This is a genomic window from Mobilitalea sibirica (assembly GCF_015999265.1).
GTDB classification, from domain to species: Bacteria; Bacillota; Clostridia; order Lachnospirales; family Lachnospiraceae; genus Mobilitalea; species Mobilitalea sibirica.
The window spans coordinates 25,920-48,735 of record NZ_JAEAGR010000020.1 but is presented as its reverse complement, the minus strand read 5'-3'; the positions used below and the strand labels follow the sequence as shown (position 1 = coordinate 48,735).

Below are 22,816 nucleotides of genomic sequence, written 5' to 3'. Positions count from 1 at the left end.
TTCTTGTTATGATGTTAGTATAAATGCATCAAAAGCAAGTTTCTGTGATTGCAATCAAAAAAAAGACAAATTGGTTCCCCAATTCATCTTTTACGGCAAATTCTTTAATAGCCTGCTCCGGCAAGTAGTTCAATGGCTTGCATATTCGGAATAAGAATCTCCTTATTATTAACCGAACGTATCAGTCCTTCGTTTTCTAACTGTCCTAGTTTTCTACTTAAGGTTTCTCTGGCTACTCCAAGGTAATTTGCTATCCCTTCTCTGCTAAGTGGCAGATGGATTAATGTACCCTCATTTGTCTTTGTGGAATATTTCGTTGCAAATTCCAAAAGGATTCCTCCCACCCTGGTATCTACATTCCTTACACCCATACTTTGTAAGGCTGTCTCCAGTCTTGCCATCCTTCCAGAAAGCTCCTCAATAATCTTAACGGCTATTTCAGGATAACTGTATAATAGTTTCTGAAATTGTCCCCTGGATAGGATACAGGTATTAACCGGTTGTAATGCTTCCACTGAAAAAGTAGCTGTCTTATTACCAAGTAAATTCTGTTCTCCAAAAAAGTCACCTTCCGAAAAGACATATAATATTTGTTCTCTTCCATCCGGTGTGTTTTTATAAGCCTTGGCACTACCTTCATTGATAATAACAACTGAATCAGTATAATCTCCATCAAAGAGTATCGTTTCACCTTTTTTATAATCCCGATGATTGATTAAACTCGCAATTTTTCCAACATCCTCTTGATTTAATGTTGAAAATATCGGAACCTTACGAATACATAATTCGTTTCTACAGTTATTGCAGTTGCATGTCTCTGTCACTAAAGTACCTCCTCTTTAAGAGTATAAGTATATTCTAAGTAAATAGGATTAACAACTCGTTCTTTCAAAATTTTATGTATGTTCATTATTAATTTATTGTATGGTATCAGTGATTTGTGTCAAGCCACAATCAATATTTAATAACATTATAAGAAAAACAACAATTATAATGTATCCACACATAGTCTAGTATGTCAAAAAAAATATTTATCGTCAAGTACCTGCTTTTTAAATTATACTTAAGTGAAGCAAATTTTTTATGGGGCTGTAAAAAATGTATCTAGCAGAGATTATGGCTTACCTCACACACAGGTTGAAGGACATGTTATTGATTTTTTATGTCCCCAATCGAACATGTTTGTTCGATTTAGACATACCAAAATCAATAACATGTCCTTCAAACAGCATATTACGGTAAAATCATAACCCCTGCTTATCCATTTTTTGCAGCCCATCTTTACCTTTTCTATATATTAAAAAATAGACTAATATAGGCTCAATACAATAAAAAACCACATTCTCTTTCCTATATGAACTGGCCCTCATGAGTTAGGCTGATATGATCCCTCTTAACTTGACAGGAGACATATCAGGCCTATAATCTTATAGGGGTTAGTTCTTTAATCTAAGAGTAATATGGTTTTTTATTGTCATTGTATTATTTTGTACCTTTCATAAAATGCAGTATTTTTATTCCAGTCCCTATTCATAACTTTCATAAGAAATAACTGTAATTAATGAATGAAACATACATTTATCTTATTAACTTTAAGCCTGATGATATTTCTCACTATAATGATGAGCCTGTTCCAGCATCATATCCTTCACCTTCATCAGACGGATCTGAGTACTACGCTCATTCTCATCCAGCTTCATTTTAATAAACTTAATTTTCTCCTTCATTTCCGGAATCATAACATGCTCTAAGGCATTTACACGCCTTCTCGTCTTCTCGATTTCAGCGGCCATCAGTTGACAGGATTTTTCAATCTCAGCCAGACGAAGCATATCCGGGAGGATATCCTGCAGGGATTTTACCGCATCATCAAGGTCACTGGAGGTAAAGGCAAAACCGTAAGGATAGATATCATTGGCATCCGGTGTCTTTGTCTTATACTCAAATTCCGGTATCTCAACACTCATTACATTACGTCTCTGGCTTTCTAAGAAAACCTCCTGTCTCGGTGCCATCAAAGCTACGTTTAGTATCTCCTCCGGCATCGCGGATCTGGCCAGAACAAAATTTTTGTTCGCAGCGTTAATCCCTTTCTCGACCTTTTCCCTGAGAGTTTTGTTCTCTCTAACCATATCAAGGAATTGCCGCATCAGTTCATCCCGTTTATCCTTTAAAAGCTTGTGTCCACGGGTAGCTGTTGCCAGCTTCTTCTTTAATCTGGTCAATTCCATTCGGGTCGGATTTATATGTGCCTTAGCCAAAGTGTAGCACCTCCTTTAAAACTTGCCGTAATACTGATCAAGAAACTCGTCCTTTATTCTCTTAAGCTCAGTTCTCGGCAGAATGGATAACAGCTTCCAGCCAAGGTTTAGGGTATCCTCTATATCACGATTTGTATTATAGCCCTGGGATACATATTCATGTTCAAAGGCATCCGCAAATTTCGCATATAATTTATCAATATCCGTTAAGGCTGCTTCACCAAGTACTACCATAAGCTCCTTCGCTTCCTTACCACGGGCATAGGCTGCAAAGATCTGGTTCATGGTATTAGCATGATCCTCTCTGGTCTTGCCTTTACCGATACCCTTATCCTTTAGACGGGACAGGGAAGGTAATACATCAATCGGTGGCTGCGCTCCCTGACGGTAAAGTTCACGGCTTAAGATAATCTGCCCTTCGGTAATATAACCGGTTAAGTCAGGGATCGGATGGGTCTTATCATCCTCGGGCATAGTTAAGATAGGAATTAAGGTGATACTTCCTGCTCTGCCCTTCTTACGTCCCGCTCTTTCATATAGAGATGCCAAGTCGGTATACATATATCCCGGATAACCACGACGTCCGGGAACCTCTTTACGGGCTGCGGATACCTCCCGTAAGGAGTCTGCATAGTTTGTAATATCCGTTAAAATTACCAGAACATGCATATCCTTTTCAAAGGCTAAATATTCTGCTGCGGTAAGAGCCATACGAGGTGTAGAGATACGCTCTACCGCCGGGTCATTTGCTAAGTTAATGAACATAACGGTACGGTCAATCGCACCGGTTTCTCTAAAGGATTCCGTGAAGAAGTTCGCTTCCTCGAAGGTAATACCCATAGCGGCAAAAACAACCGCGAAGGGTTCTGTCGTTCCTCTAACCTTAGCCTGACGGGCAATCTGAGCTGCCAGTTCCGCATGAGGTAGACCGCTGGCTGAGAAGATCGGAAGCTTCTGTCCACGAACCAGGGTATTCAGACCGTCAATGGCAGATACACCGGTCTGGATAAACTCCTGGGGATAGTTTCTTGCCGCTGGGTTCATAGGAAGACCGGCAATATCAAGACGCTTCTCCGGTAAAATCTCGGGACCATTATCCATTGGACGTCCAAGACCGTCGAATACACGGCTTAGCATATCTTCCGATACACCCAGCTCCATGCTTCTTCCGAGAAAACGAACTTTACTGTTGGACATATTAATACCGGCTGAGCTTTCGAATAACTGAACCAGAGCATTGCTACCGTCAATTTCAAGAACTCTACAGCGGCGTTTTTCGCCGTTCGCCAGCTCAATTTCAGCCAGCTCGTCAAAGGCTACATTTTCAACACCTTGTACTAACATAAGAGGACCTGCTACCTCTTGTATGGTTCTATACTCCTTAGGCATTAGGCTTCCTCCTTTACTAACAGAGCATCAATCTCTTTATTTAAATTAAGAATAATATCATCATATTCTTGTTCAATCTTATCTATACTAATATATTTAAACCGTCCGATTCTCTCTCTAATTGGAAGATTTACCAGATCCTCGATATTAACACCCTTGTTAAGGTAACTAAGCGAGATGTCATAATATGCGAGAACCAGCTCCATCATCAGATACTGCTTTTTAAGATCTGTATAGGTATCGATCTCATGGAAGGCATCCTGATGTAAAAAGTCCTCACGGATGGATCTTGCCGCTTCCAACTTTAAACGGTCCGGAGCGGATAAAGCATCCATACCGACCAGTTTAACGATTTCATCCAGTTCTGCCTCATCATTTAGCATACGCATCAGTCTTGTTCTTAAATCCATCCATTTCTCACTGACATTTGCATTAAACCATTTGCCCATATTATATAAAGAGTAACTGGTCAACCAGTTAATCGCCGGGAAATGTCTTCTGTAAGCTAAGTTTGCATCAAGACTCCAGAACACCTTAACGATACGAAGAGTTGCCTGAGATACCGGCTCAGAGATATCACCACCGGGAGGAGAAACCGCACCAATGGCTGATAACGCACCTTCTCTTCCGTCCTTACCAAGGGAGATAACCCTTCCTGCTCTTTCATAAAACTGTGCCAGACGGCTGGCAAGATATGCAGGATAACCTTCTTCACCAGGCATTTCCTCAAGACGTCCTGACATCTCACGAAGAGCCTCTGCCCAACGGGAGGTGGAGTCTGCCATTAAGGCTACAGAAAAGCCCATATCACGGAAGTATTCTGCAATCGTAATACCTACATAGATGGAAGCCTCACGGGCCGCAACGGGCATATCAGAGGTGTTTGCAATTAGTACTGTTCGTTCCATCAAAGATTTTCCTGTCTTAGGATCCTTAAGTTCCGGGAACTCGTTTAAAACGTCAGTCATCTCGTTACCTCGTTCACCGCAGCCGATATATACCACGATATCAGCCTCTGCCCATTTAGCCAGCTGATGCTGAACTACGGTCTTACCGCTTCCGAAAGGACCAGGAACCGCTGCAACACCACCTTTTGCAATCGGGAATAAGGTATCAATAACCCTTTGACCGGTTACCAGAGGTTTATCCGGAGATAATTTCTGCTTATAAGGTCTACCGACACGAACAGGCCACTTCTGCATTAAAGTAATATTCTCTGTCGTACCATCTTCTTTTTCAACGACTGCGACGGTATCGGTTACGGTAAACTCACCGGATTCGATGGATTTTAAGGTACCTTGGATACCGTTAGGAATCATAATTTTCTGGGTTACAATATCGGTTTCTGCAACCGTACCGATAATATCACCGGCTTCTACTGCATCGCCTTTTTTTGCAGTCGGTACAAACTTCCATTTTTTATCTCTGCTTAAGGAGGGTATCTCTACACCCCTCTTAAGATTCGTTCCAGTAGCTTCCATGATATCGACCAGAGGACGTTGAATACCGTCAAAGATGCTTCCGATTAATCCGGGTCCTAATTCAACGCTTAAGGGTGCACCGGTAGATTCTACCGGTTCTCCCGGTCCGAGTCCGGAGGTTTCTTCATAAACCTGGATGGAAGCCTGGTCGCCATGCATTTCAATGATTTCACCGATCAGACGATGGGAACTTACACGAACCACATCGAACATATTGGCATCGCGCATACCCTCTGCAACTACCAACGGACCGGCAACTTTCTTTATGGTGCCTTTGCTCATTTTCATTCACCTGCTTTTTTTAATTATCGTTATTAAATATAATATCAGAGCCTACTGCTCGTTCCACTGACTTCTTTACGTTACGCATTCCAAGACCCGTATTACCCGAAACTCCCGGTATTGGAATGATTGCCGGAAGATATTCGCTTGTATAGCGATCAATTTCTTCTTCCAACGCTAGCTGCAATGCCTCTGTGATATAGATAACGCCGTATTGTCCGTCATCCAATGTTTTCAAAGTCTTTGCTGCTTCTTCGGCATTTTTAACCGGGAAGGTATCCAAACCTAAGGCTGCAAAACCGTAAATACTGTCTCTGTCTCCTAATACCGCTATCTTATACATACATTTCCCTCAATCTTTCCCGGATCGAATCATCCGAAATATCGTTACGCTTACCGGAAAGTAGGATTCGAACCGTTTTTATCTCATTCTCGCGAGCCAGAATATAGGCTGCCAGAGGGGATATAGTAAACGGATTTGATTTTTGAGGACGGATATGTTTTATAATCAGGTTGTCACACCAACGTTCAAAGGCGGAGGGAGATTCCTTTAAGGCTGAAACTGCATCTGCATAATCCGTTGTACTGAGATAATTACAGATTTCCTCTTCTCCACCCAGAGCTGCCACAGTTAGTTTCCTGATATCCAGGCTTTCGCATTCAGCAAGGGCTCGCTCAATAAAGTTTTTGTCTTTACCTGTTTTTACACTGCGTAGTGCTATCTTAATATCAGAAGAAGCAACCTTTAGCTCCGCATATAGGGAAAGGAGCTCATTGCCCGAAGCTTTTCCCTCTTGATAGATCGTTTCCAGGGCAACTTTATCTAAAATAATATCACATAATTGGCTGTCACCCGTATGCAGCTGTATCTGATATGCTTCCTCAGCACAGGCGCTCAAATGGGGTGGCAGCTGTGAAAATTCATGTTCCTTCACTGCCCGATAGATAAGCTCCGGTTTTATGGTACCATGGGAGATGTAGATATCTGTAATTTCCGAATCCATGTAAACCTGCTTAATGGCTGCCTTCAGATTATGAAAATCATTGCCGATAAGGAAAGTATGGAATACGGACATATCCTCAACCAGTTCATGCATCAGTTCCCAGGTTTTCTCATGTTCTGCATTCAAAAGTTGCTCTGCATTTTCATCCTCAGATTTACCCCAGCCTTTATCGGTTAACAGACGCAAACATTCTTTTTCGCTTTTACAGTTCATAAGCTGTTCAATATCCGATTTACTAAGCAGCGAAAGCTCTTTGGAACGGATTCTCGCAACGGCATATGTGTATTGCTGTTCAGTCATGTCTTCACCCTTTCTCTGGTCTATTATTCATATAAAAATGCATTTACTTTATCCTGCAGATCTTCCTTCGCTGCACTAAATAAAGCATCAAAGGAACAGTTCTCTTCTATATCACCATAAACCAATACAAAACCACCGTCCAAGCTTCTTACTTCTTTTGATACGGTCAGGGATGCTCCCTTTTTATCAGTCAATGCTTCTTTAATCATGGTATCAAAATTCTTAGGAATACGCTTATAATCCTTAGATGAGAATAATATCTCACCGGATTGACCGCCCAAAGCAAATTTTTGTACCATACGAATAATCACATCAAAATACTCTTTATCCGGCAGGTTTAATAATGAGGTCCTGGCACTTTCTATCACTTTACCGATGTTCTGCTGTTTCGCATCCAGAATTAGCTTCTTCTCCTGCAGTTTAGCCGCAGAATCTGCCCGTTTCAGGAGTTCTTTAACATCAGCATCGGATTTTCTCGCTATTTCGGCGCTGTTTTTATCCGCTTGTGCTTTTGCCTCATTCATAATTTCTGTCGCTTCCTTTTCAGCTTCGGAAATTACTTTTGCTGCAGCAGCCTTCGCATCCTCCTCAATAGCCTTTAAAATCTTTTCTAATCCAGTCATTGTTAAACTCTCCCAACTGTTAAATGTTTAAATTACCTACTCCTGTAATTGCTAAAATTGAAATCAGTAACGCAAAAATCGCATAGGTCTCAACCATGATAGGGAAAAGCATTGCCTTACCGAACTGCTCCGGTCTTTTCGCAACAACACCGATACTTCCTACAGATGCCTTTGCCTGGCTTACTGCGGAATAATAACCAACAATAGCCATTGGCAGACAAGCAGCAAAGTATAAAAGACCCTTAGCAAATGTTACTTCAGCGCCGCCACCACCAATAACACCAATTTGAGTTAAGGTAATGAACGCAATTAACAGACCATAGATACCCTGAGTACCGGGAAGAAGCTGTAAAATTAAAACCTTACCGAATTTACCCGGATCCTCTGTTACAACACCGGCAGCCGCCTGACCACCCATACCAACCGCAATAGCGGAACCAATACCTGCCATTAAAGCAGCTAAAACTGCACCTAGCAAAGCTAATACTATTCCTAACGTATTAATATCAAACTTCATTTTTCATCTTCTCCTTGAATTTGTAATATTTTGTTTTTACACTAAAAGGCTTAAACTCTCTTCCTCCGCCTTCATAAAACTTACCAAAAAATTCAACATATTGTAAACGATTCGTATGCACATAGGCTCCCAGAGCATTAATTCCTAAATTCACCGTATGTCCTACGACAAATATAATTAAGAATATCACCGGTCCTAAAGGTCCTCCACCGGCCATACCGGCCATCTGATTGATAACCATACCAATAACTCCGGTAGCTAGACCAAGTGCTAAAAGACGGGAATAAGATAATACATCACTCAAATAACCCGAGATACCATATAACTCAAAGATACCTTTTAGTATCCTTTTGACCGGATTCTTTGAGGCACGACCACCGGTCAATATAATTCCTAAAGAAGCTAATAGAGCCGTAATACTTGCACCATTAACCAGTCCGGTAGGCATATTAATATTTAAGCTAAAGATGTTCTTAATCATATCCATTGATAGTAAAACTATGATGGCACTGATTAATAGTACGAACCAAGTTACTACATCATATAATATTGATTTATAATCTTTAATAAGAATTAATTGATAAAATTTCATTCCGATACCGGCAAATAAATGAATGATACCAAAAACCAAAGAAAATGCCAACATTCGCATCGGCTGACTCATAGGTGTAAACCAGAGGGGTTCAATCACCACGGTTCTGCCAAAATAGGTCTCCGCTATTACGGTAACAATATCACTGAAATAACTGCCAAACATAGCACCCCAGAACATTGTTGAAATACCGCAGTATAAAAACATCTTAAGAGAACCCTTGTTGGAGGTTTCCATCGTGTCTTTAAACTTTATTAGTAAGATGGCACAAGCCAATGTAATGATACCGCCATATCCCACATCAGAGAGCATCAATCCAAACAATAAATAATAGAATAAGGACATTACCATGGTTGGGTCAACTTCTCCCTTACCCGGGGGACTATAAGCCGCTACGACTCCTTCCAGAGGTTTGGAGAATCCGATATTATCAAGAAGCACCGGAACCTCGTCATCCTCAGAGGGATCTTCAAGCTCTACCGAAACCAAGAATTTTGCACTTAATTCCTCTGAAACCTTAAGAGCATCTCGCTTCGGAATATAGCCTTGTAGAACAAATACATTTTTCGATTGCAGTACATGACCGATAACCTCATATTTTTCAGCTCTCATCGTATCATAGTCTTGTAAGAAGAGTAAATCTTCCTTCTTATCTGCATAGGATATTATTTCATCCTTCGCCTTGTTAATGGCTTCATTGGCTTTTTTTATCCTGTCTTTTAATATCTCTAGCTGTTCCGCCGGAGCTTTATTAAAAGTGGAACTTGGATGGGTAAATTCCATCCCTCTTAATACATCATACACTGCATCGGCTTTATCCTTAGGACTAAGCACAAAAATACAGGTCTGATCTTTTGTTGCACTTACAATATCTACATTAAGTGGTGTAAAATCAGCCAACCTCTCATAGATAGCATCCATCGTCCAAAGATCCGGTAAAGTACCGATGAATGCTTTTGTATACCTTGTACCACTAAAATTCATTGGTATATCAAAGGTAATCCAAGGAGTTAACATCTCAACTTGAGTATCTAGTTTCAGGATTTCGCCTTTTTGTTCAGCAATTTCCTTTGACAAAGCAATAATGCGATGGGCAATTCTTAATGTGTCATCATGTTTATCAAAAAAATCATCATACACATCTGTTGAAACCTCATGTCGTCCGTTTAAGGAAGCAAGCATGGATTTCTTTTCAGGAACATAAGTATCTAAAATAGAGACTGCATCTCTGGCTACAGAAATTGTTTTTTCAAAACCATTCTTTGCTACCGATACATCCATTTTTTGAAATACATTGTCCGTATTGTCCATATCCTCTATTTCAATTACGCCGCGTCGCTGTAATAATTCAAGGATCTGTTTTCGCTCCTTCTTGAGCGCACATAAAAAGATACGCTGCATTTGCAGCACTGCCATAACAAGTACACCTCCTTTGCCGTAATTTAGTCAAAAATCTAAGTCGGTTAAATGACCTCGGAAATAACCAGCTTAATTGCAGCCTTTTCTTTGTCTTTTAACATTTCATTCATTAACATTATTTCTTTCTCGGCTTTTAATTTCGCCGCTTCTACCATCTCTGCTCCCCTAAGTTCTGCGTCTTTTAGAGCTTTTGCCGCTTTATCCTGGGCTTCCTTAGTCATGGAAGAAATTAAATTTGTCGCTTTTTGCTGTGCTTCCATAAGAATGGCATCTTTCTTAAGGTTAGCATCCTTTTCAATTTGAGCTGCATTAAGTTCAGCCTGGCGGACAGCTTGTACTGTTTCTTTTGCCATTTACTCACCTCCGGGATTCATGATATTGCCAAATTGCACGCCTAACATATTATATCTCATTATATTATATTATTCAACAACTTATCTAATTTCATTTACGATTCTTTGGAATGTTTGATAATAATATTCTATACATTTCTTTTATTTGGGAGTTTGTTATACTTTTGTACAAACATTTCATACAATCAATAAATAAACCTTGTGATTTTTATCTAAAACTCAATGATTAATCTAATTCTATTGAAATACTCGAATCAGCTCTCAATATAAAATGAAAAAAACCGACCTCAATTCCTTAACGGAAGATAGATCGGTCTTTTACATTATTTTATTCCACTGCCAAATCATTCATATAATTATATCATTGTAATCTCTTTGAGGAGTTCACGCCGCAAAGAAAATAGGCATTAAGGAATAAACAACTTTTTTCTATGGTTATAACATGGTCAGTTGATTTCAGTATAACATTAATATCATATAATAATCTGTTGACACATGGATATCGTAAATCGAATATTGCTTTATTTACTTTACGCTTAACGTTTTCTTCCCTGCTCTTTTATCTCGTCAAACCGTATTATTTCGTTTTTATAGAATAACTCCCCGTCATCTAATGAAAATTATGAAATAATAGGTTTAAAAACACGTAGATTATAAGCTTGGAGTATTATGTTCCCGTTTTATCAAACAATATTAGCTCCCCAGTAATATTGCTACGGGTGCATATGTCAGAACCCTAAATTTATTTATATATGATATTAATATGGAACCTTTCGGTTACCTTATACCTTCTAAATTATGTATCTATATCCTAGTCCAATGAGAGGTTTATTCTATCATTATTGCAGATATTCAGTTGCCTCGAAAAATCGCTGAAATTTCTGGCTAGCGGGTATTAAATATATCTAGTTTGCATATATTGCGTATATCAGCTCACCTGAGCCGCTGTGACTGAATAATCACATAACATGTCTGACCATTATAACCACGTATTACCTCTCTCTTTTCTATATCAAATAATATTTGTATTTACTTATGATTTAAATTCTTAACTGAATTCCCAGCAAGAACTTTACCTTCCACAACCACCCTTTCTATAATTGTTGCTTTCGGATTTTCAATTAAAGCAATCAATTTTTCGGCTGCACTTCGTCCCAAAGCTTTCGTATTCTGTTGCAAGGTTGTAATTTTGGGATCGAGTACCTGAGACAACAAAATTCCGTCGTATCCTGCTACAGATATATCCTCCGGGATCCGAAGACCATTCTCTTTTATTGCATTAATTCCTCCTATACAGGAAAAATCATCAGGGAAAATAATACAAGTCGGTCTATCCTTTAAGGCCAGTAACTTCTTAGTCAACTTAACAGTAGTATCCGGGTCATGATAGATTCCGCTGACCACATATTCATCAGGTACTTCAATTCCTAACTCCCCTAAGGTTTTATAATAACTACCAACACGATTCTGTGTAACGGAAGAATCTGCTCCATGAATGTAAGCAATTTTTGTATGACCCATCTCGTAGATATAAGTAATCAGATCTCGCATACCCTTAACATTGTCTGAGGTAATTGCTGTTCTGTTATCAAAGACATGATCAATGGTTACGACAGGAAGATCTCCCCGAATTAATTCTATTACATCGGGGTCAGAGAAATCGATACAAGCAATTACTACGCCATCCACACCACGATATTTACTATGCTCATAATAAGACATAGTCTTCTGTCCCATATATTTATTAATAAATGTTATATCATAACCTTTTTTTTCTGCTTCAACTTTAAAACTGTTAAGAACATTATTAAAATATTCATGGGTTAAACCGCTTTGAGCCTCATCCATAAATAAAACTCCCAGGTTATACGTCCGGTTTGTTTTTAATGCTCTTGCAAAAGAATTCGGTAAATACCCCATCTCCTTTGCAACTTTTCTAATATTTTCTTTTGTTATCTGCCCAATATCACTATGATCATTTAAAGCCTTACTTACGGTTGCAACCGAAACGCCACATCTGATTGAAATATCTTTAATAGAAACCACACTTAACTCCTTAATCTATGTTATTTCAAATAATATTTACTTAATCGTTTTCTTTCGTATACGGCACAGCATATTATACAATTTGTTAATGATTTTTCTGCCATTATTACTACTTATAACTAAATCTTATAAACTTTCCTATAGAAATCTCTATGGAGAAGTTACTACCTCTTTACTTAAAGCTCAATTATCTGTGATATGTCACAATTCAATCTTAAACCTTTTCGGTAATTATTGCAAGTATTTTTTAATTTAATTTATATTTTTAACTTAATCGTTTTAGTTTTAAATTCATATTAAATAATTATTGATCCATTCATATAATAACCCTATAGAATAATTTTCACTGTATTTTTTTTATATTGCATGAAAATTTTGTACAAAATAACTATAGCTTTTTTTCATAAAAGGGGTAAGATTATATATGTCAATAAAACTCGTGTTATGTAAAGCTAGCCATCTTCTCTTGTAATATTTATAAATAACTAATATCGTGACGATAAGGTCAGCCTCTGTGCTGACTTTTCGCAAATGTAAAAGTACCGTAACAATCAATCAGTATTACGATGTTACGGTATTATGCCGAAACTTAAGTAATCCTAGGATAATCAACAAAAATCCTATAGATTTTCAAAACGATAAACCTAATATATTGAGAGAAAGGAGAATGTTTTATGGAAAATACAATTGTTAAGTTGTTTGAAATAGAAGAAAAAGCCAATCTAATCATCAAGAGGGCTAACGAAGAAAAAATCAGGTTACACGATGCCTTTGAACAGGATATCAAACGCATGGAAGAAAAAGTTGCTGCTGACAATTATAATAAGATACGCAATTTTCAACTACAGACGGACAAAGAACTGACCAAAGAAAAGAAATCAATAACAGAAAAGAGCGAAAAACACCTAATCGAACTGGATGACATATACAAAGAACATCACAAAGATTTCGTAGATAAGGTTTTTGAGAATATAATCATGTCATGATCAACCCGTTTATTTCGAGTTTTCATCGTAATCAAAGTGATTCACTTGTTGTTATTAAGCTGTTGAATGTGCAGCGTGGAGGTTGTTATGAAACACTTTTTATCCTTTAGTGGTATTAATACCAAAGTAAAAGCTATGGGTGCAAAATTAATCAGTCCGGAGGAATTTAAAACAATAGCTAATCTCGAAGCTGTTTCGGATCTAATAGCTTTCCTTAAAAATCATCCCGGATACCGGGAAATTTTTGAACGCTATGATGAGCATGAGCTTCACAGGGCAGATGCTGAGCGAATTATCTCTGTTGGTTTATATCTGGATTATGCTAAACTATATCGTTTTGCCAATGATATGCAACGTAAGGATCTGGAATTATTCTTTTTCCGCTATGAAGTGACGATACTGAAAAATTGCATTCATAATATATACAGTTCCAATCGTTCCTTTGATTTATCGTTGTTTGAAGCGTTTTTTAACAAACATTCTGATTTAAATGTTACGGCTCTTGCCGCTTCCCAATCGATGGATGAATATATTAACCATCTAAGAGGAACACAGTACTATCCATTGCTTGTGAAGCTGCAAAACTCCGGTAATGTTACAACCTTTGATTATGAAATGCATCTGGATATCTACTTTTTTAAAAAGACATGGAAATTAAAAGACAGGGAATTAGAGGATCAAAGCCATAAAGCTTTTACTCACAGATTAGGAACCGAGATAGACCTGCTTAACATTATGTGGGTTTTTCGTTCCAAATCAATGTATCATATGCCCTCATCTGATATATATTCATTTATTATACCTGTAAATTACAGGCTGACAAAGGAGCAACTGCATCGATTAGTCGAATCGGCTACCCTGGATGAATTCATGAATATTTTAAAAACCACACATTATAACTCATTTGCAGGATCCCTTCATGATGGCACCATGGAACACGTTTATAGAAATATAATCACTAAGATATATAGAAATAATAAGATTAATTATCCTTCTTCTATGGCTACCGTGAACAATTATATTCATGAAAAGGAAGCAGAGATTAACCGATTGACCACAGCTTTAGAATGTATCCGATATGGCTTAGATCCACAGGTCAAACTTAAATATATATTACAATAATATAATCGGAGGTGAAACAATTGATAGAAAAAATGAAGTTCCTTAGTATTACCGGACCCAAAAGTGATTTTGATCGCGTAGTAAATATTTACTTGAATAAATATGATATTCATTTAGAAAATGCTTTATCAGAACTAAGTGCTGTGCACGACTTAAAGCCTTTTGTTGAAATAAACCCTTACAAGGATTTATTGTTAAAATCCGAGGATCTGGTGAAGCAGATTAAAGTCCACAAGCCATCCAAAGAATTCTCTATGACCCCTTCCCAAGCATCCGAGATTATTAATCATACTCTTGAGATGCTAAAGGATTTAGATCAGCAAATGAAAGATTTAAAAGAACAACAATCCCATTATACCGATTTGGTTAATCAGATTGAGCCTTTCAGGCATTTTGATTATGATATCAATAAAATCCTCAATTTAAAATTCATAAAGTTCCGCTTCGGAAAGATTTCGCATGAATTTTTTAATAAGTTTTCCCGCTATGTATATGATAACCTAAATTCCCTCTTTTTTGAGTGTGACAGTGACAGGGATTATGTATGGGGAATATATTTTGTTCCTGCCGCTCATTCCGTGAAAATTGATGCAATCTATGCTTCCCTTCATTTTGAAAGAATTATACTTTCAGACGAATATGAGGGAACACCTGAACAAGCCTATCGTAAGGTACTTGCGAAAAGAAATGAGATAAGTCACAAACTCTCTGCTGTATCGAAAAACATACAGGATATATTAAATCAAAGGGCGGATGAACTGTTAACGGCACATAGTACCTTAATCACTTACAACAATAATTTTGATTTACGTAAACTTGCTGCCTGTACGAAGGAAGGAAAAAAACAAGTCTTTTATATTCTTTGCGGATGGATTACACAAAAGGATGCTGATTTGATCATAAAAGACACAGAAACAGATCCGAATATTAATATCATTATTGAGGAGGGACAGGAAAGCGAAACGACTAAGCCTCCTACCAAACTAAAAAACAAGAAGGTGTTTAAACCTTTTGAGATGTTCGTAAAAATGTACGGTTTACCTGCATACAACGAAATTGATCCTACCTCCTTCGTAGCAATTACGTATTCCCTGATCTTCGGTATCATGTTCGGAGATGCCGGTCAAGGTTTGCTATTGGCACTGGGCGGTGCTCTTCTCTATAAGTACAAAAAAATGGCAATCGCCGCAATCATATCCATGGCCGGAGTTTTCTCCATTGTATTCGGTTTTTTGTATGGAAGTATATTCGGTTTTGAAGACTTGATCGAACCGATCTGGCTTTCTCCAATGCATAATGTCATGACTGTATTATTAACTTCCGTAGGCTTTGGAGTTGCATTAATCATGATTGCTATGATTTTAAATATTATTAATGGTATAAAAGAGCGAAGAATTAGTAAGGTTTTATTTGATACAAACGGTGTTTCCGGTCTCGTTTTTTACATCGCTGCCATCACCTGTGTTGCTCTTCTTATGACCGGACGGACCTTACCAGCCACTATACTATTAATCATCTTCTTCGGTATTCCCTTACTATTAATCTTTTTTAGGGAACCGTTAGAACGTTTTATCGAAAAAAAAGCTCATTTCTTTCCTGAGCATAAAGGCATGTTTTTTGTTGAATCATTCTTTGAACTTTTTGAAGTATTACTTAGTTATGTAACCAACACGATTTCATTCCTTCGTATCGGTGCTTTTGCATTAAGCCATGCAGCTATTATGGGAGTTGTTATGCTGTTGGCAGGAGTAGAAACAGGTGATCCGAATATTATCGTAATTATATTAGGTAATCTCTTTGTTGCTGCTATGGAGGGTCTGATTGTTGGTATACAGGTTCTGCGTTTAGAGTTTTATGAGATGTTTAGCCGTTTCTACAAAGGAACCGGTAAAGAATTTAAACCTTACAAAAATAAATAATCATCTATCAGGAGGATAAAATCATGTTATTGAAAGTTACTATCATCGCTGCTTTAATCTTAAGTATTGTAATTCCGTTTGGCTCATTTTTATTTCGTCGTAAAAAAACAAAAGGTGGCTTTAAAGCAACCTTGGCCTTTAATAGTTTTCTATTCTTTAGTACCTTAATCATTGCAGATATTTTACTTTTTACCGGAAAAGTTTCAGCCGCTGAAGCAGAGGCGGTAGCCGAAGCTTCTGTAGAAGGCTGGAGATATATGGCGGCTGCACTTGCTACCGGATTATCCTGCATTGGTGGCGGTATTGCAGTAGCGAATGCTGCTTCTGCTGCTTTAGGAGCAATTAGCGAGGATTCCTCTATTATGGGTAAAGCTTTAATCTTCGTTGCCTTGGCTGAAGGTATTGCTCTTTATGGTTTAATTGTATCCTTTACGATACTTGGATAATGAAAGGAGTTTCCATATGCGCATGTTTTTGATCAGCGACAATGTTGATACTTATACTGGAATGCGACTGGCCGGCGTAGACGGAGTTGTAATCCATTCCAGAAAGCACTTAAAGGAACAACTGGATAAAGCAATTGCTGATAAAACCATTGGAATACTGCTGATTACAGAAAAATTCAGCCGAGAATTTCCCGATATTATCGATGATATAAAATTAAATAGAAAGCTTCCCTTAATTGTAGAAATTCCTGATAGGCATGGAACCGGTCGTAAGCCGGATTTTATTACTTCTTATGTAAATGAGGCAATCGGCCTTAAATTATAGTAATTTAATTTTTTAGAACATGATATGAAATTGGTCAAATAAGAAACTAAGGCGTATTTCATAGTAAGGAGATAAGTTATGGATCCAAACGAAAAGTTAGATAATTTTTATACCGCAGTTATCGACAGTGCTACTGCACAAAGTATAGAAATTATAGAAGATTATAAAAAAACTCTTCAAAAAATTTATAATGAGAGAAAGCAGGCGGCACAGAAAAAAGCACAGAACACATATCAGATTGAAACAGATAATATTATTCGTGAGAAAAACCGTAGATTGTCCGGTGATATTCTTGAATCAAAGCGTAAAGTATTAGAAAAAACCTCGTTACTTACGGATAAAATTTTTAAAGATGTGAGAAAAAAATTGGATGCCTATATGAAATCCCCTGCTTATGTTAAGTATCTAAGTAATAAAATAGCCGAAGCTTATGAATTTGCACGGGGAGAAGAAATCATAATTTATATCAACCCCAGTGATGAAGCCTTAAAATCCGTGTTAGAAAAGATAACCGGTGTTAATTTAACTATAAGCAACAGAGATTTTATGGGAGGCATACGGGCTGTAATCCCTTCTCGAACGATATTGATAGACCATAGCTTTACTACAAAACTTTCTGAACAAAAAGAAACCTTTCGGCTGCATTAATCATCTTTTAGTTTATACGGTGTTTTACTTTAAAGTGAAATAAAACACCCTAGCTGTGATTTCATTATTTCATTATTTCGTTATATATTATTTCTATTTGTTGATTTTATGTTTTTTTGATTTTCATAATTTCAATGTTTTGTATTTTATCAAATATTCGTTAATTAATACTTTTTAAGGTAGCAAATTATGTATTACTTACAGAAAGGGAGTCATCTCTATGTTAAGTTGTTTTACAGGTAAAATATATGGTATTAACGGACCGATTATTTATTTAGCAGGAAACCATGGCTTCAAAATGGGTGAAATGGTTTTGGTTGGCAATATGAAACTGGTTGGAGAAGTAATCGGTTTAACTAAAGACAAAACTACGATTCAGGTATACGAAGAGACTACGGGTTTACGACCTGGTGATGAAGTAATCGGAACCGGTTCTGCCGTTTCAGTCACTCTAGCACCGGGAATCATCGGTAATATATTCGATGGCATTGAACGACCTTTAAAAGAGGTTGCGAAGCATTTTGGTGCATTTATTTCAAGAGGTATCAGTGTTGACTCACTGGATACCCAGAAGCTGTGGGATGTACATATCACAGTGAAGCCGGGTGATATGCTATATGGTGGGTCTATCATCGCAGAAGTACCTGAAACCACTTCTATTATGCATAAATCCATGGTCCCCCCAAATGTATGCGGTGTTGTTACTGATGTGGCTGAAGATGGTAAATACACCATTAATGACACGATTGTAACCATTAAAGATAAAGACGGTAACATTAAAGAACTAACCCTAACCCAACGCTGGCCCATCCGCGTGCCAAGACCTGTAGATAAAAGGTTTTCCTCTGACAGACCGCTCATTACAGGACAAAGGATCATTGATACTTTGTTTCCCATTGCGAAGGGAGGTACCGCTGCTATCCCCGGAGGTTTTGGAACCGGTAAGACCATGACGCAGCATCAGTTTGCCAAATGGAGTGATGCTGATATTATCGTTTATATCGGTTGCGGTGAACGGGGGAATGAAATGACGGAGGTACTAGAAGATTTCTCCAAGCTGGTAGATCCCAAAACCGGTAATCCTTTACTTGATCGAACAACCCTGATTGCAAATACCTCGAATATGCCGGTAGCAGCTCGTGAAGCTAGTATCTATACCGGAATTACCTTAGCGGAGTATTATAGAGATATGGGTTATCATGTAGCTATTATGGCTGATTCTACCTCCCGTTGGGCTGAAGCCTTAAGAGAATTATCCGGACGTCTGGAGGAAATGCCGGCAGAGGAAGGCTTTCCTGCCTATCTAGCATCAAAACTGTCTGCTTTTTATGAAAGAGCCGGCTTTATGCAAAATCTGAACCATACGGAAGGCAGTGTAACCATTATTGGTGCAGTATCCCCTCAGGGCGGCGATTTTTCAGAACCGGTAACGCAGAATACGAAGCGTTTTGTCCGTTGCTTTTGGGCGCTGGATAAATCCCTTGCATATGCAAGACATTTTCCCGCGATACAATGGCTTACCAGCTATAGTGAATATCTATCCGACCTGGCGCCCTGGTATATTACCAATGTCGGAGAAGATTTCGTTGAATGCAGAAATCAAATTCTTAGCTTACTTACTGAGGAAAGCCATTTAAATGAAATTGTCAAATTAATCGGTAGTGATGTTCTTCCGGATGACCAGAAATTAATACTTGAAATTGCTAGAGTAATAAGGCTGGGCTTTGTTCAACAAAATGCCTATCATCCTTCCGATACCTATGTACCAATGGAAAAACAATTAAAAATGATGCAAGTCATCCTCTATCTCTATTCCAGAGCAAAGCAACTGGTTGATATGAATATGCCTATGTCTTTGCTTCGGGAAGAAGATATTTTTGAAAAAATCATCTCCATAAAATATGACGTGGCCAATGATGAGTTAGATAAATTCGAAGATTACAAAGAATTGATTGATACCTTCTATAACCGTATCATGGCAAAGAACGCTTAGGAAGGAGTACTTATATATATGTCGATTGAATATTTAGGCTTGAGCGAAATTAATGGACCTTTAATTGCCCTTGAGGGTATTCGTGATGCTTCCTTTGATGAAATTGTTGAATTCACTATAGAAGGCAAGCGAAAGAAACTTGGCAAAATTATTGAACTCTATGAAGATAAAGCGGTAATCCAGGTATTCCAGGGGACAGAGGAAATGTCCCTTTACAATACCCATACCAAATTAACCGGGCATCCGATGGAACTGTCCTTGTCCGAGGATATACTGGGACGGGTATTCAACGGGATTGGTCAACCGATTGACGGACTTCATAATATCGTGTCCGAATTAAATCGAGATATCAACGGCCAGCCTTTAAATCCATGCTCCAGAGAATACCCAAGAAATTATATAAAAACCGGTATCTCATCGATTGATTGCCTGACTACCTTAATACGTGGGCAAAAACTGCCAATCTTCTCCGGTAATGGTCTTCCTCACGATCAGCTAGCAGCTCAAATTGTAAAACAGGCTTCCTTGGCTGAGGACTCGGATGAAGAATTTGCGATCGTATTTGCAGCAATGGGCGTCAAACATGATGTAGCAGAATTCTTCCGTCGTACCTTTGCAGAAAGTGGTGCCAGCTCCCACGTTGTCATGTACCTGAACTTAGCGAATGACCCCGTTGTTGAAAGATTAATAACCCCTAAAGTAGCACTAACCGCAGCAGAATATCTAGCCTTTGATAAGGGCATGCATATTCTGGTAGTGTTGACCGATATGACCTCTTATGCAGAAGCCATGCGTGAGGTATCCTCCTCCAAAGGTGAAATACCAAGCAGAAAGGGATACCCAGGTTATCTATACAGTGAATTAGCAACCTTATATGAAAGAGCCGGTATTGTAAAGGGTTGTAGCGGTTCTGTTACACAGATACCAATCCTTACTATGCCTAATGATGATATTACCCATCCAATTCCCGATTTAACAGGATATATTACGGAAGGACAAATCGTTCTTGATCGTACCCTTCACCAAAAGGCAATTTATCCTCCAATTAACATACTACCCTCCTTATCCCGATTAATGAAGGATGGCATCGGAAAAGGCTATACAAGGGAGGACCATCAGGATCTTGCGAACCAACTCTTCTCTTCCTATGCAAGGGTCGGTGAGGCCAGAGCTTTAGCCAGTGTTATCGGTGAGGATGAGCTATCTCCGACTGATAAAAAATATCTATTATTCGGTACTGCATTGGAAAACGAGTTCATTGCCCAGGGCAAGGCAGAAAACCGTTCTATTCTCCAAACTCTGGATAAGGGCTGGTCTCTTCTATCCATACTTCCTAAGGATGAATTAGACCGAGTTGATACTAAGATATTAAATACTTATTATAAAACATCGTAGCAGCCAATACAAACCGGAGGTGAACCTATGAATCCTAATACCTTTCCTACCAAGGGTAATTTAATATTGGCAAAAAAATCATTAAGCCTTGCAAAGCAAGGCTATGAACTGATGGATAAGAAGCGTAATATCTTAATCCGAGAATTAATGGAACTAATCGACATGGCTAAGGATATTCAATCCGAAATTGATAGTACGTTTTCTGCTGCTTATCTCGCCCTGCAACAGGCTAATATTGAGATGGGAATTCGTAATGTATCCGATCTTAGCAGTACGATACCGGAAGAAAATTCGATTCGAATTAAGCAAAGAAGTATTATGGGAACAGAAATTCCCTTAGTGGAATTTGATAATACGGTAAATAAACCTACCTATGCTTTTTTTCAGACAATGCTTTCCTTAGATAAAGCAACAAAACATTTTAATAAAGTTAAGGAGCTTACGATACGCCTCTCCATGATAGAAAACTCTGCTTATCGGTTGGCTACTAATATTAAAAAGACTCAAAAACGGGCCAATGCATTACAAAACATTACGATACCCTACTATTCATCTTTGGCTGTTTCGATACAAAATTCATTGGAGGAAAAAGAACGAGAAGAATTCACCCGACTAAAGGTGATAAAGCGTAGAAAAAAATAAATTTTTATTGATGGAGTATATTATTTTTTAAATTAGATATAATAAATATCAGATACGACGCAGGAACTTGACATCATGAGTAACTTGAATTTGTTCCAAGTCGTATCTCAATAGATAGAGTTTAAAGTTTGTAATTTCGTCTCAGAATTGCAAACAGGCATGGGTTTAACTAAGATATGAGGTGATTGTGTTGGACAGTTTAATTCTTTCAATCGAGGAATTATGTTTTCAATCAGATTGACAAGAATACTAACCTGAATTGGTAAAAGTTCTTGTAGAAATCTCAGTGTTCAAGGCTTAAATTCCAGCTACTAACAACTGAATGAATGAGACACCAGATGGTAAAGGCAGGGATGAATAATTCCTGCCTTTATCATTATTAAAAGATAAGATAAAGCTAATAGCTTTTTACGTCAATTGAGTATTAATAAAACACAAAGCTATTTTACGTCATAATTAATTAAAGATAAAAGAGATAAATATAAATAAATTTTACTTCTTTATAAACCCACCTCTGACAGCCTTAACATCGTTCACGACAATGACTGCATTTTCAATTCGGGATTTTATAATTTCAATTGCCTGGGGTATTCTTTTTCTAGTCAAATGCAGATACATAATCTGTCTGGGACCATCCTTTCCCTTCCCTTCAAGTATGGTAACTGCAAAGTTGTTTTCTCTTAATATACCGGCTAAACCTGCACTCTTCTCTCCGTCAGAGACAATTACCTGTATGGAACACATGCCAAAGGCCAGTTTTTCCTCCAACCAAGATCCCATATAATTACCTACTGCAAAAGCAAGGGCAAATACGATTACCCTTAATATGTCATCCTGAAAACCTTCCAATACCGTCCCTGTTATAAAAAGCCATATGATAATATCAAAAACTGCGATAATAGACCCTTTGATTTTTTCACCACGGTTAATCAAAACCAAACGGAGGGTTGATATCGTTACCTCCAATATTTTACCGAAAAATATAAAAAAATAAATTAAAACATTACTTTCTGATAAAAAATCCATAATTATTCCTATCCTTTCTATCTATAAATGTAATGGCATAAAGCAAT

21 protein-coding genes are annotated in these 22,816 nt (G+C 37.9%); 9 read left to right on the top strand and 12 right to left on the bottom strand.

From position 1 onward, the window contains the following. Window positions 1-104: 104 nt before the first annotated feature. From I5677_RS17470 to I5677_RS15700, 11 genes are all read right to left on the bottom strand, one after another. Complete coding sequence (locus I5677_RS17470) at window positions 105-824, bottom strand: Crp/Fnr family transcriptional regulator (RefSeq protein ID WP_197662611.1); 720 nt, start codon at window positions 822-824, stop codon at window positions 105-107. A 768-nt stretch (window positions 825-1,592) separates the two neighbouring features. Beyond that, window positions 1,593-2,261, bottom strand: a complete 669-nt coding sequence (locus I5677_RS15745) for a V-type ATP synthase subunit D (RefSeq protein ID WP_197662610.1) — start codon at window positions 2,259-2,261, stop codon at window positions 1,593-1,595. A 15-nt stretch (window positions 2,262-2,276) separates the two neighbouring features. Beyond that, on the bottom strand, window positions 2,277-3,650 hold the full coding sequence (locus I5677_RS15740; RefSeq protein WP_197662609.1) for a V-type ATP synthase subunit B: 1,374 nt from the start codon (window positions 3,648-3,650) through the stop codon (window positions 2,277-2,279). Then, a complete protein-coding gene (locus I5677_RS15735; protein ID WP_197662608.1) occupies window positions 3,650-5,413 on the bottom strand; it encodes a V-type ATP synthase subunit A in 1,764 nt (587 codons plus the stop codon). The genes I5677_RS15740 and I5677_RS15735 overlap by 1 nt, the downstream gene beginning before the upstream one ends. Before the next feature lie 19 nt (window positions 5,414-5,432). Further along, a complete protein-coding gene (locus I5677_RS15730) occupies window positions 5,433-5,756 on the bottom strand; it encodes a V-type ATP synthase subunit F (protein WP_197662607.1) in 324 nt (107 codons plus the stop codon). Beyond that, the gene (locus I5677_RS15725) at window positions 5,749-6,717 is read right to left on the bottom strand and encodes a V-type ATPase subunit (protein ID WP_197662606.1); all 969 of its coding nucleotides are present in this window, start codon (window positions 6,715-6,717) and stop codon (window positions 5,749-5,751) included. The genes I5677_RS15730 and I5677_RS15725 overlap by 8 nt, the downstream gene beginning before the upstream one ends. A gap of 23 nt (window positions 6,718-6,740) precedes the next feature. After that, window positions 6,741-7,340 carry a V-type ATP synthase subunit E gene (locus I5677_RS15720; protein ID WP_197662605.1) on the bottom strand — a complete coding sequence of 200 codons (600 nt, stop codon included), beginning with the start codon at window positions 7,338-7,340 and terminating at the stop codon, window positions 6,741-6,743. A gap of 19 nt (window positions 7,341-7,359) precedes the next feature. After that, entirely contained in the window at window positions 7,360-7,845 is a 486-nt protein-coding gene (locus tag I5677_RS15715; RefSeq protein ID WP_197662624.1) for a V-type ATP synthase subunit K, read from the bottom strand. Window position 7,846: 1 nt separating this feature from the next. Beyond that, window positions 7,847-9,865 carry a V-type ATP synthase subunit I gene (locus tag I5677_RS15710; protein ID WP_197662604.1) on the bottom strand — a complete coding sequence of 673 codons (2,019 nt, stop codon included), beginning with the start codon at window positions 9,863-9,865 and terminating at the stop codon, window positions 7,847-7,849. Window positions 9,866-9,912: 47 nt separating this feature from the next. Beyond that, window positions 9,913-10,221 carry a hypothetical protein gene (locus I5677_RS15705; RefSeq protein ID WP_197662603.1) on the bottom strand — a complete coding sequence of 103 codons (309 nt, stop codon included), beginning with the start codon at window positions 10,219-10,221 and terminating at the stop codon, window positions 9,913-9,915. 1,029 nt (window positions 10,222-11,250) lie between these two features. After that, window positions 11,251-12,267 carry a LacI family DNA-binding transcriptional regulator gene (locus tag I5677_RS15700; RefSeq protein WP_197662602.1) on the bottom strand — a complete coding sequence of 339 codons (1,017 nt, stop codon included), beginning with the start codon at window positions 12,265-12,267 and terminating at the stop codon, window positions 11,251-11,253. A gap of 674 nt (window positions 12,268-12,941) precedes the next feature. On the opposite strand from I5677_RS15700, the gene I5677_RS15695 reads away from it, so the two are divergent. The 9 genes from I5677_RS15695 (at window position 12,942) to I5677_RS15655 (ending at window position 21,743) form a co-directional block, all read left to right on the top strand. Then, window positions 12,942-13,253 carry a hypothetical protein gene (locus tag I5677_RS15695; RefSeq protein ID WP_197662601.1) on the top strand — a complete coding sequence of 104 codons (312 nt, stop codon included), beginning with the start codon at window positions 12,942-12,944 and terminating at the stop codon, window positions 13,251-13,253. Window positions 13,254-13,340: 87 nt separating this feature from the next. Continuing rightward, entirely contained in the window at window positions 13,341-14,375 is a 1,035-nt protein-coding gene (locus I5677_RS15690; protein ID WP_197662600.1) for a V-type ATPase subunit, read from the top strand. Between the two features lie 11 nt (window positions 14,376-14,386). Then, window positions 14,387-16,294: a V-type ATP synthase subunit I gene (locus I5677_RS15685; RefSeq protein WP_408632545.1), complete on the top strand. Its 1,908-nt coding sequence runs from the start codon at window positions 14,387-14,389 to the stop codon at window positions 16,292-16,294. Window positions 16,295-16,317: 23 nt separating this feature from the next. Further along, a complete protein-coding gene (locus tag I5677_RS15680; protein ID WP_197662598.1) occupies window positions 16,318-16,740 on the top strand; it encodes an ATP synthase subunit C in 423 nt (140 codons plus the stop codon). A gap of 16 nt (window positions 16,741-16,756) precedes the next feature. Continuing rightward, window positions 16,757-17,065, top strand: coding sequence for a V-type ATP synthase subunit F (locus tag I5677_RS15675; protein WP_197662597.1), 309 nt, complete (start codon window positions 16,757-16,759; stop codon window positions 17,063-17,065). A 78-nt stretch (window positions 17,066-17,143) separates the two neighbouring features. Beyond that, complete coding sequence (locus I5677_RS15670; protein ID WP_197662596.1) at window positions 17,144-17,713, top strand: V-type ATP synthase subunit E; 570 nt, start codon at window positions 17,144-17,146, stop codon at window positions 17,711-17,713. Between the two features lie 220 nt (window positions 17,714-17,933). Then, window positions 17,934-19,706, top strand: coding sequence for a V-type ATP synthase subunit A (locus tag I5677_RS15665; RefSeq protein ID WP_197662595.1), 1,773 nt, complete (start codon window positions 17,934-17,936; stop codon window positions 19,704-19,706). Between the two features lie 18 nt (window positions 19,707-19,724). Then, window positions 19,725-21,101, top strand: coding sequence for a V-type ATP synthase subunit B (locus tag I5677_RS15660; protein ID WP_197662594.1), 1,377 nt, complete (start codon window positions 19,725-19,727; stop codon window positions 21,099-21,101). A gap of 27 nt (window positions 21,102-21,128) precedes the next feature. Further along, the gene (locus I5677_RS15655; RefSeq protein ID WP_197662593.1) at window positions 21,129-21,743 is read left to right on the top strand and encodes a V-type ATP synthase subunit D; all 615 of its coding nucleotides are present in this window, start codon (window positions 21,129-21,131) and stop codon (window positions 21,741-21,743) included. Window positions 21,744-22,235: 492 nt separating this feature from the next. On the opposite strand, the gene I5677_RS15650 is transcribed toward I5677_RS15655, so the two are convergent. Beyond that, window positions 22,236-22,769 (bottom strand): DUF2179 domain-containing protein, encoded by a 534-nt coding sequence (locus I5677_RS15650; protein WP_197662592.1) that lies wholly within the window; start codon window positions 22,767-22,769, stop codon window positions 22,236-22,238. Window positions 22,770-22,816 lie beyond the last annotated feature (47 nt).

What these genes read in the sequence shown, in the direction of transcription:
- I5677_RS15695 (WP_197662601.1), top strand. Translation starts at nt 12,942, where the DNA reads ATGGAAAATACAATTGTTAAGTTGTTTGAAATAGAAGAAAAAGCCAAT.
- I5677_RS15730 (WP_197662607.1), bottom strand. Translation starts at nt 5,756, where the DNA reads ATGTATAAGATAGCGGTATTAGGAGACAGAGACAGTATTTACGGTTTT.
- I5677_RS15705 (WP_197662603.1), bottom strand. Translation starts at nt 10,221, where the DNA reads ATGGCAAAAGAAACAGTACAAGCTGTCCGCCAGGCTGAACTTAATGCA.
- I5677_RS15710 (WP_197662604.1), bottom strand. Translation starts at nt 9,865, where the DNA reads ATGGCAGTGCTGCAAATGCAGCGTATCTTTTTATGTGCGCTCAAGAAG.
- I5677_RS15735 (WP_197662608.1), bottom strand. Translation starts at nt 5,413, where the DNA reads ATGAGCAAAGGCACCATAAAGAAAGTTGCCGGTCCGTTGGTAGTTGCA.
- I5677_RS15725 (WP_197662606.1), bottom strand. Translation starts at nt 6,717, where the DNA reads ATGACTGAACAGCAATACACATATGCCGTTGCGAGAATCCGTTCCAAA.
- I5677_RS15720 (WP_197662605.1), bottom strand. Translation starts at nt 7,340, where the DNA reads ATGACTGGATTAGAAAAGATTTTAAAGGCTATTGAGGAGGATGCGAAG.
- I5677_RS15665 (WP_197662595.1), top strand. Translation starts at nt 17,934, where the DNA reads ATGTTAAGTTGTTTTACAGGTAAAATATATGGTATTAACGGACCGATT.
- I5677_RS15660 (WP_197662594.1), top strand. Translation starts at nt 19,725, where the DNA reads ATGTCGATTGAATATTTAGGCTTGAGCGAAATTAATGGACCTTTAATT.
- I5677_RS15740 (WP_197662609.1), bottom strand. Translation starts at nt 3,650, where the DNA reads ATGCCTAAGGAGTATAGAACCATACAAGAGGTAGCAGGTCCTCTTATG.
- I5677_RS15690 (WP_197662600.1), top strand. Translation starts at nt 13,341, where the DNA reads ATGAAACACTTTTTATCCTTTAGTGGTATTAATACCAAAGTAAAAGCT.
- I5677_RS15655 (WP_197662593.1), top strand. Translation starts at nt 21,129, where the DNA reads ATGAATCCTAATACCTTTCCTACCAAGGGTAATTTAATATTGGCAAAA.
- I5677_RS15675 (WP_197662597.1), top strand. Translation starts at nt 16,757, where the DNA reads ATGCGCATGTTTTTGATCAGCGACAATGTTGATACTTATACTGGAATG.
- I5677_RS15670 (WP_197662596.1), top strand. Translation starts at nt 17,144, where the DNA reads ATGGATCCAAACGAAAAGTTAGATAATTTTTATACCGCAGTTATCGAC.
- I5677_RS15680 (WP_197662598.1), top strand. Translation starts at nt 16,318, where the DNA reads ATGTTATTGAAAGTTACTATCATCGCTGCTTTAATCTTAAGTATTGTA.
- I5677_RS15650 (WP_197662592.1), bottom strand. Translation starts at nt 22,769, where the DNA reads ATGGATTTTTTATCAGAAAGTAATGTTTTAATTTATTTTTTTATATTT.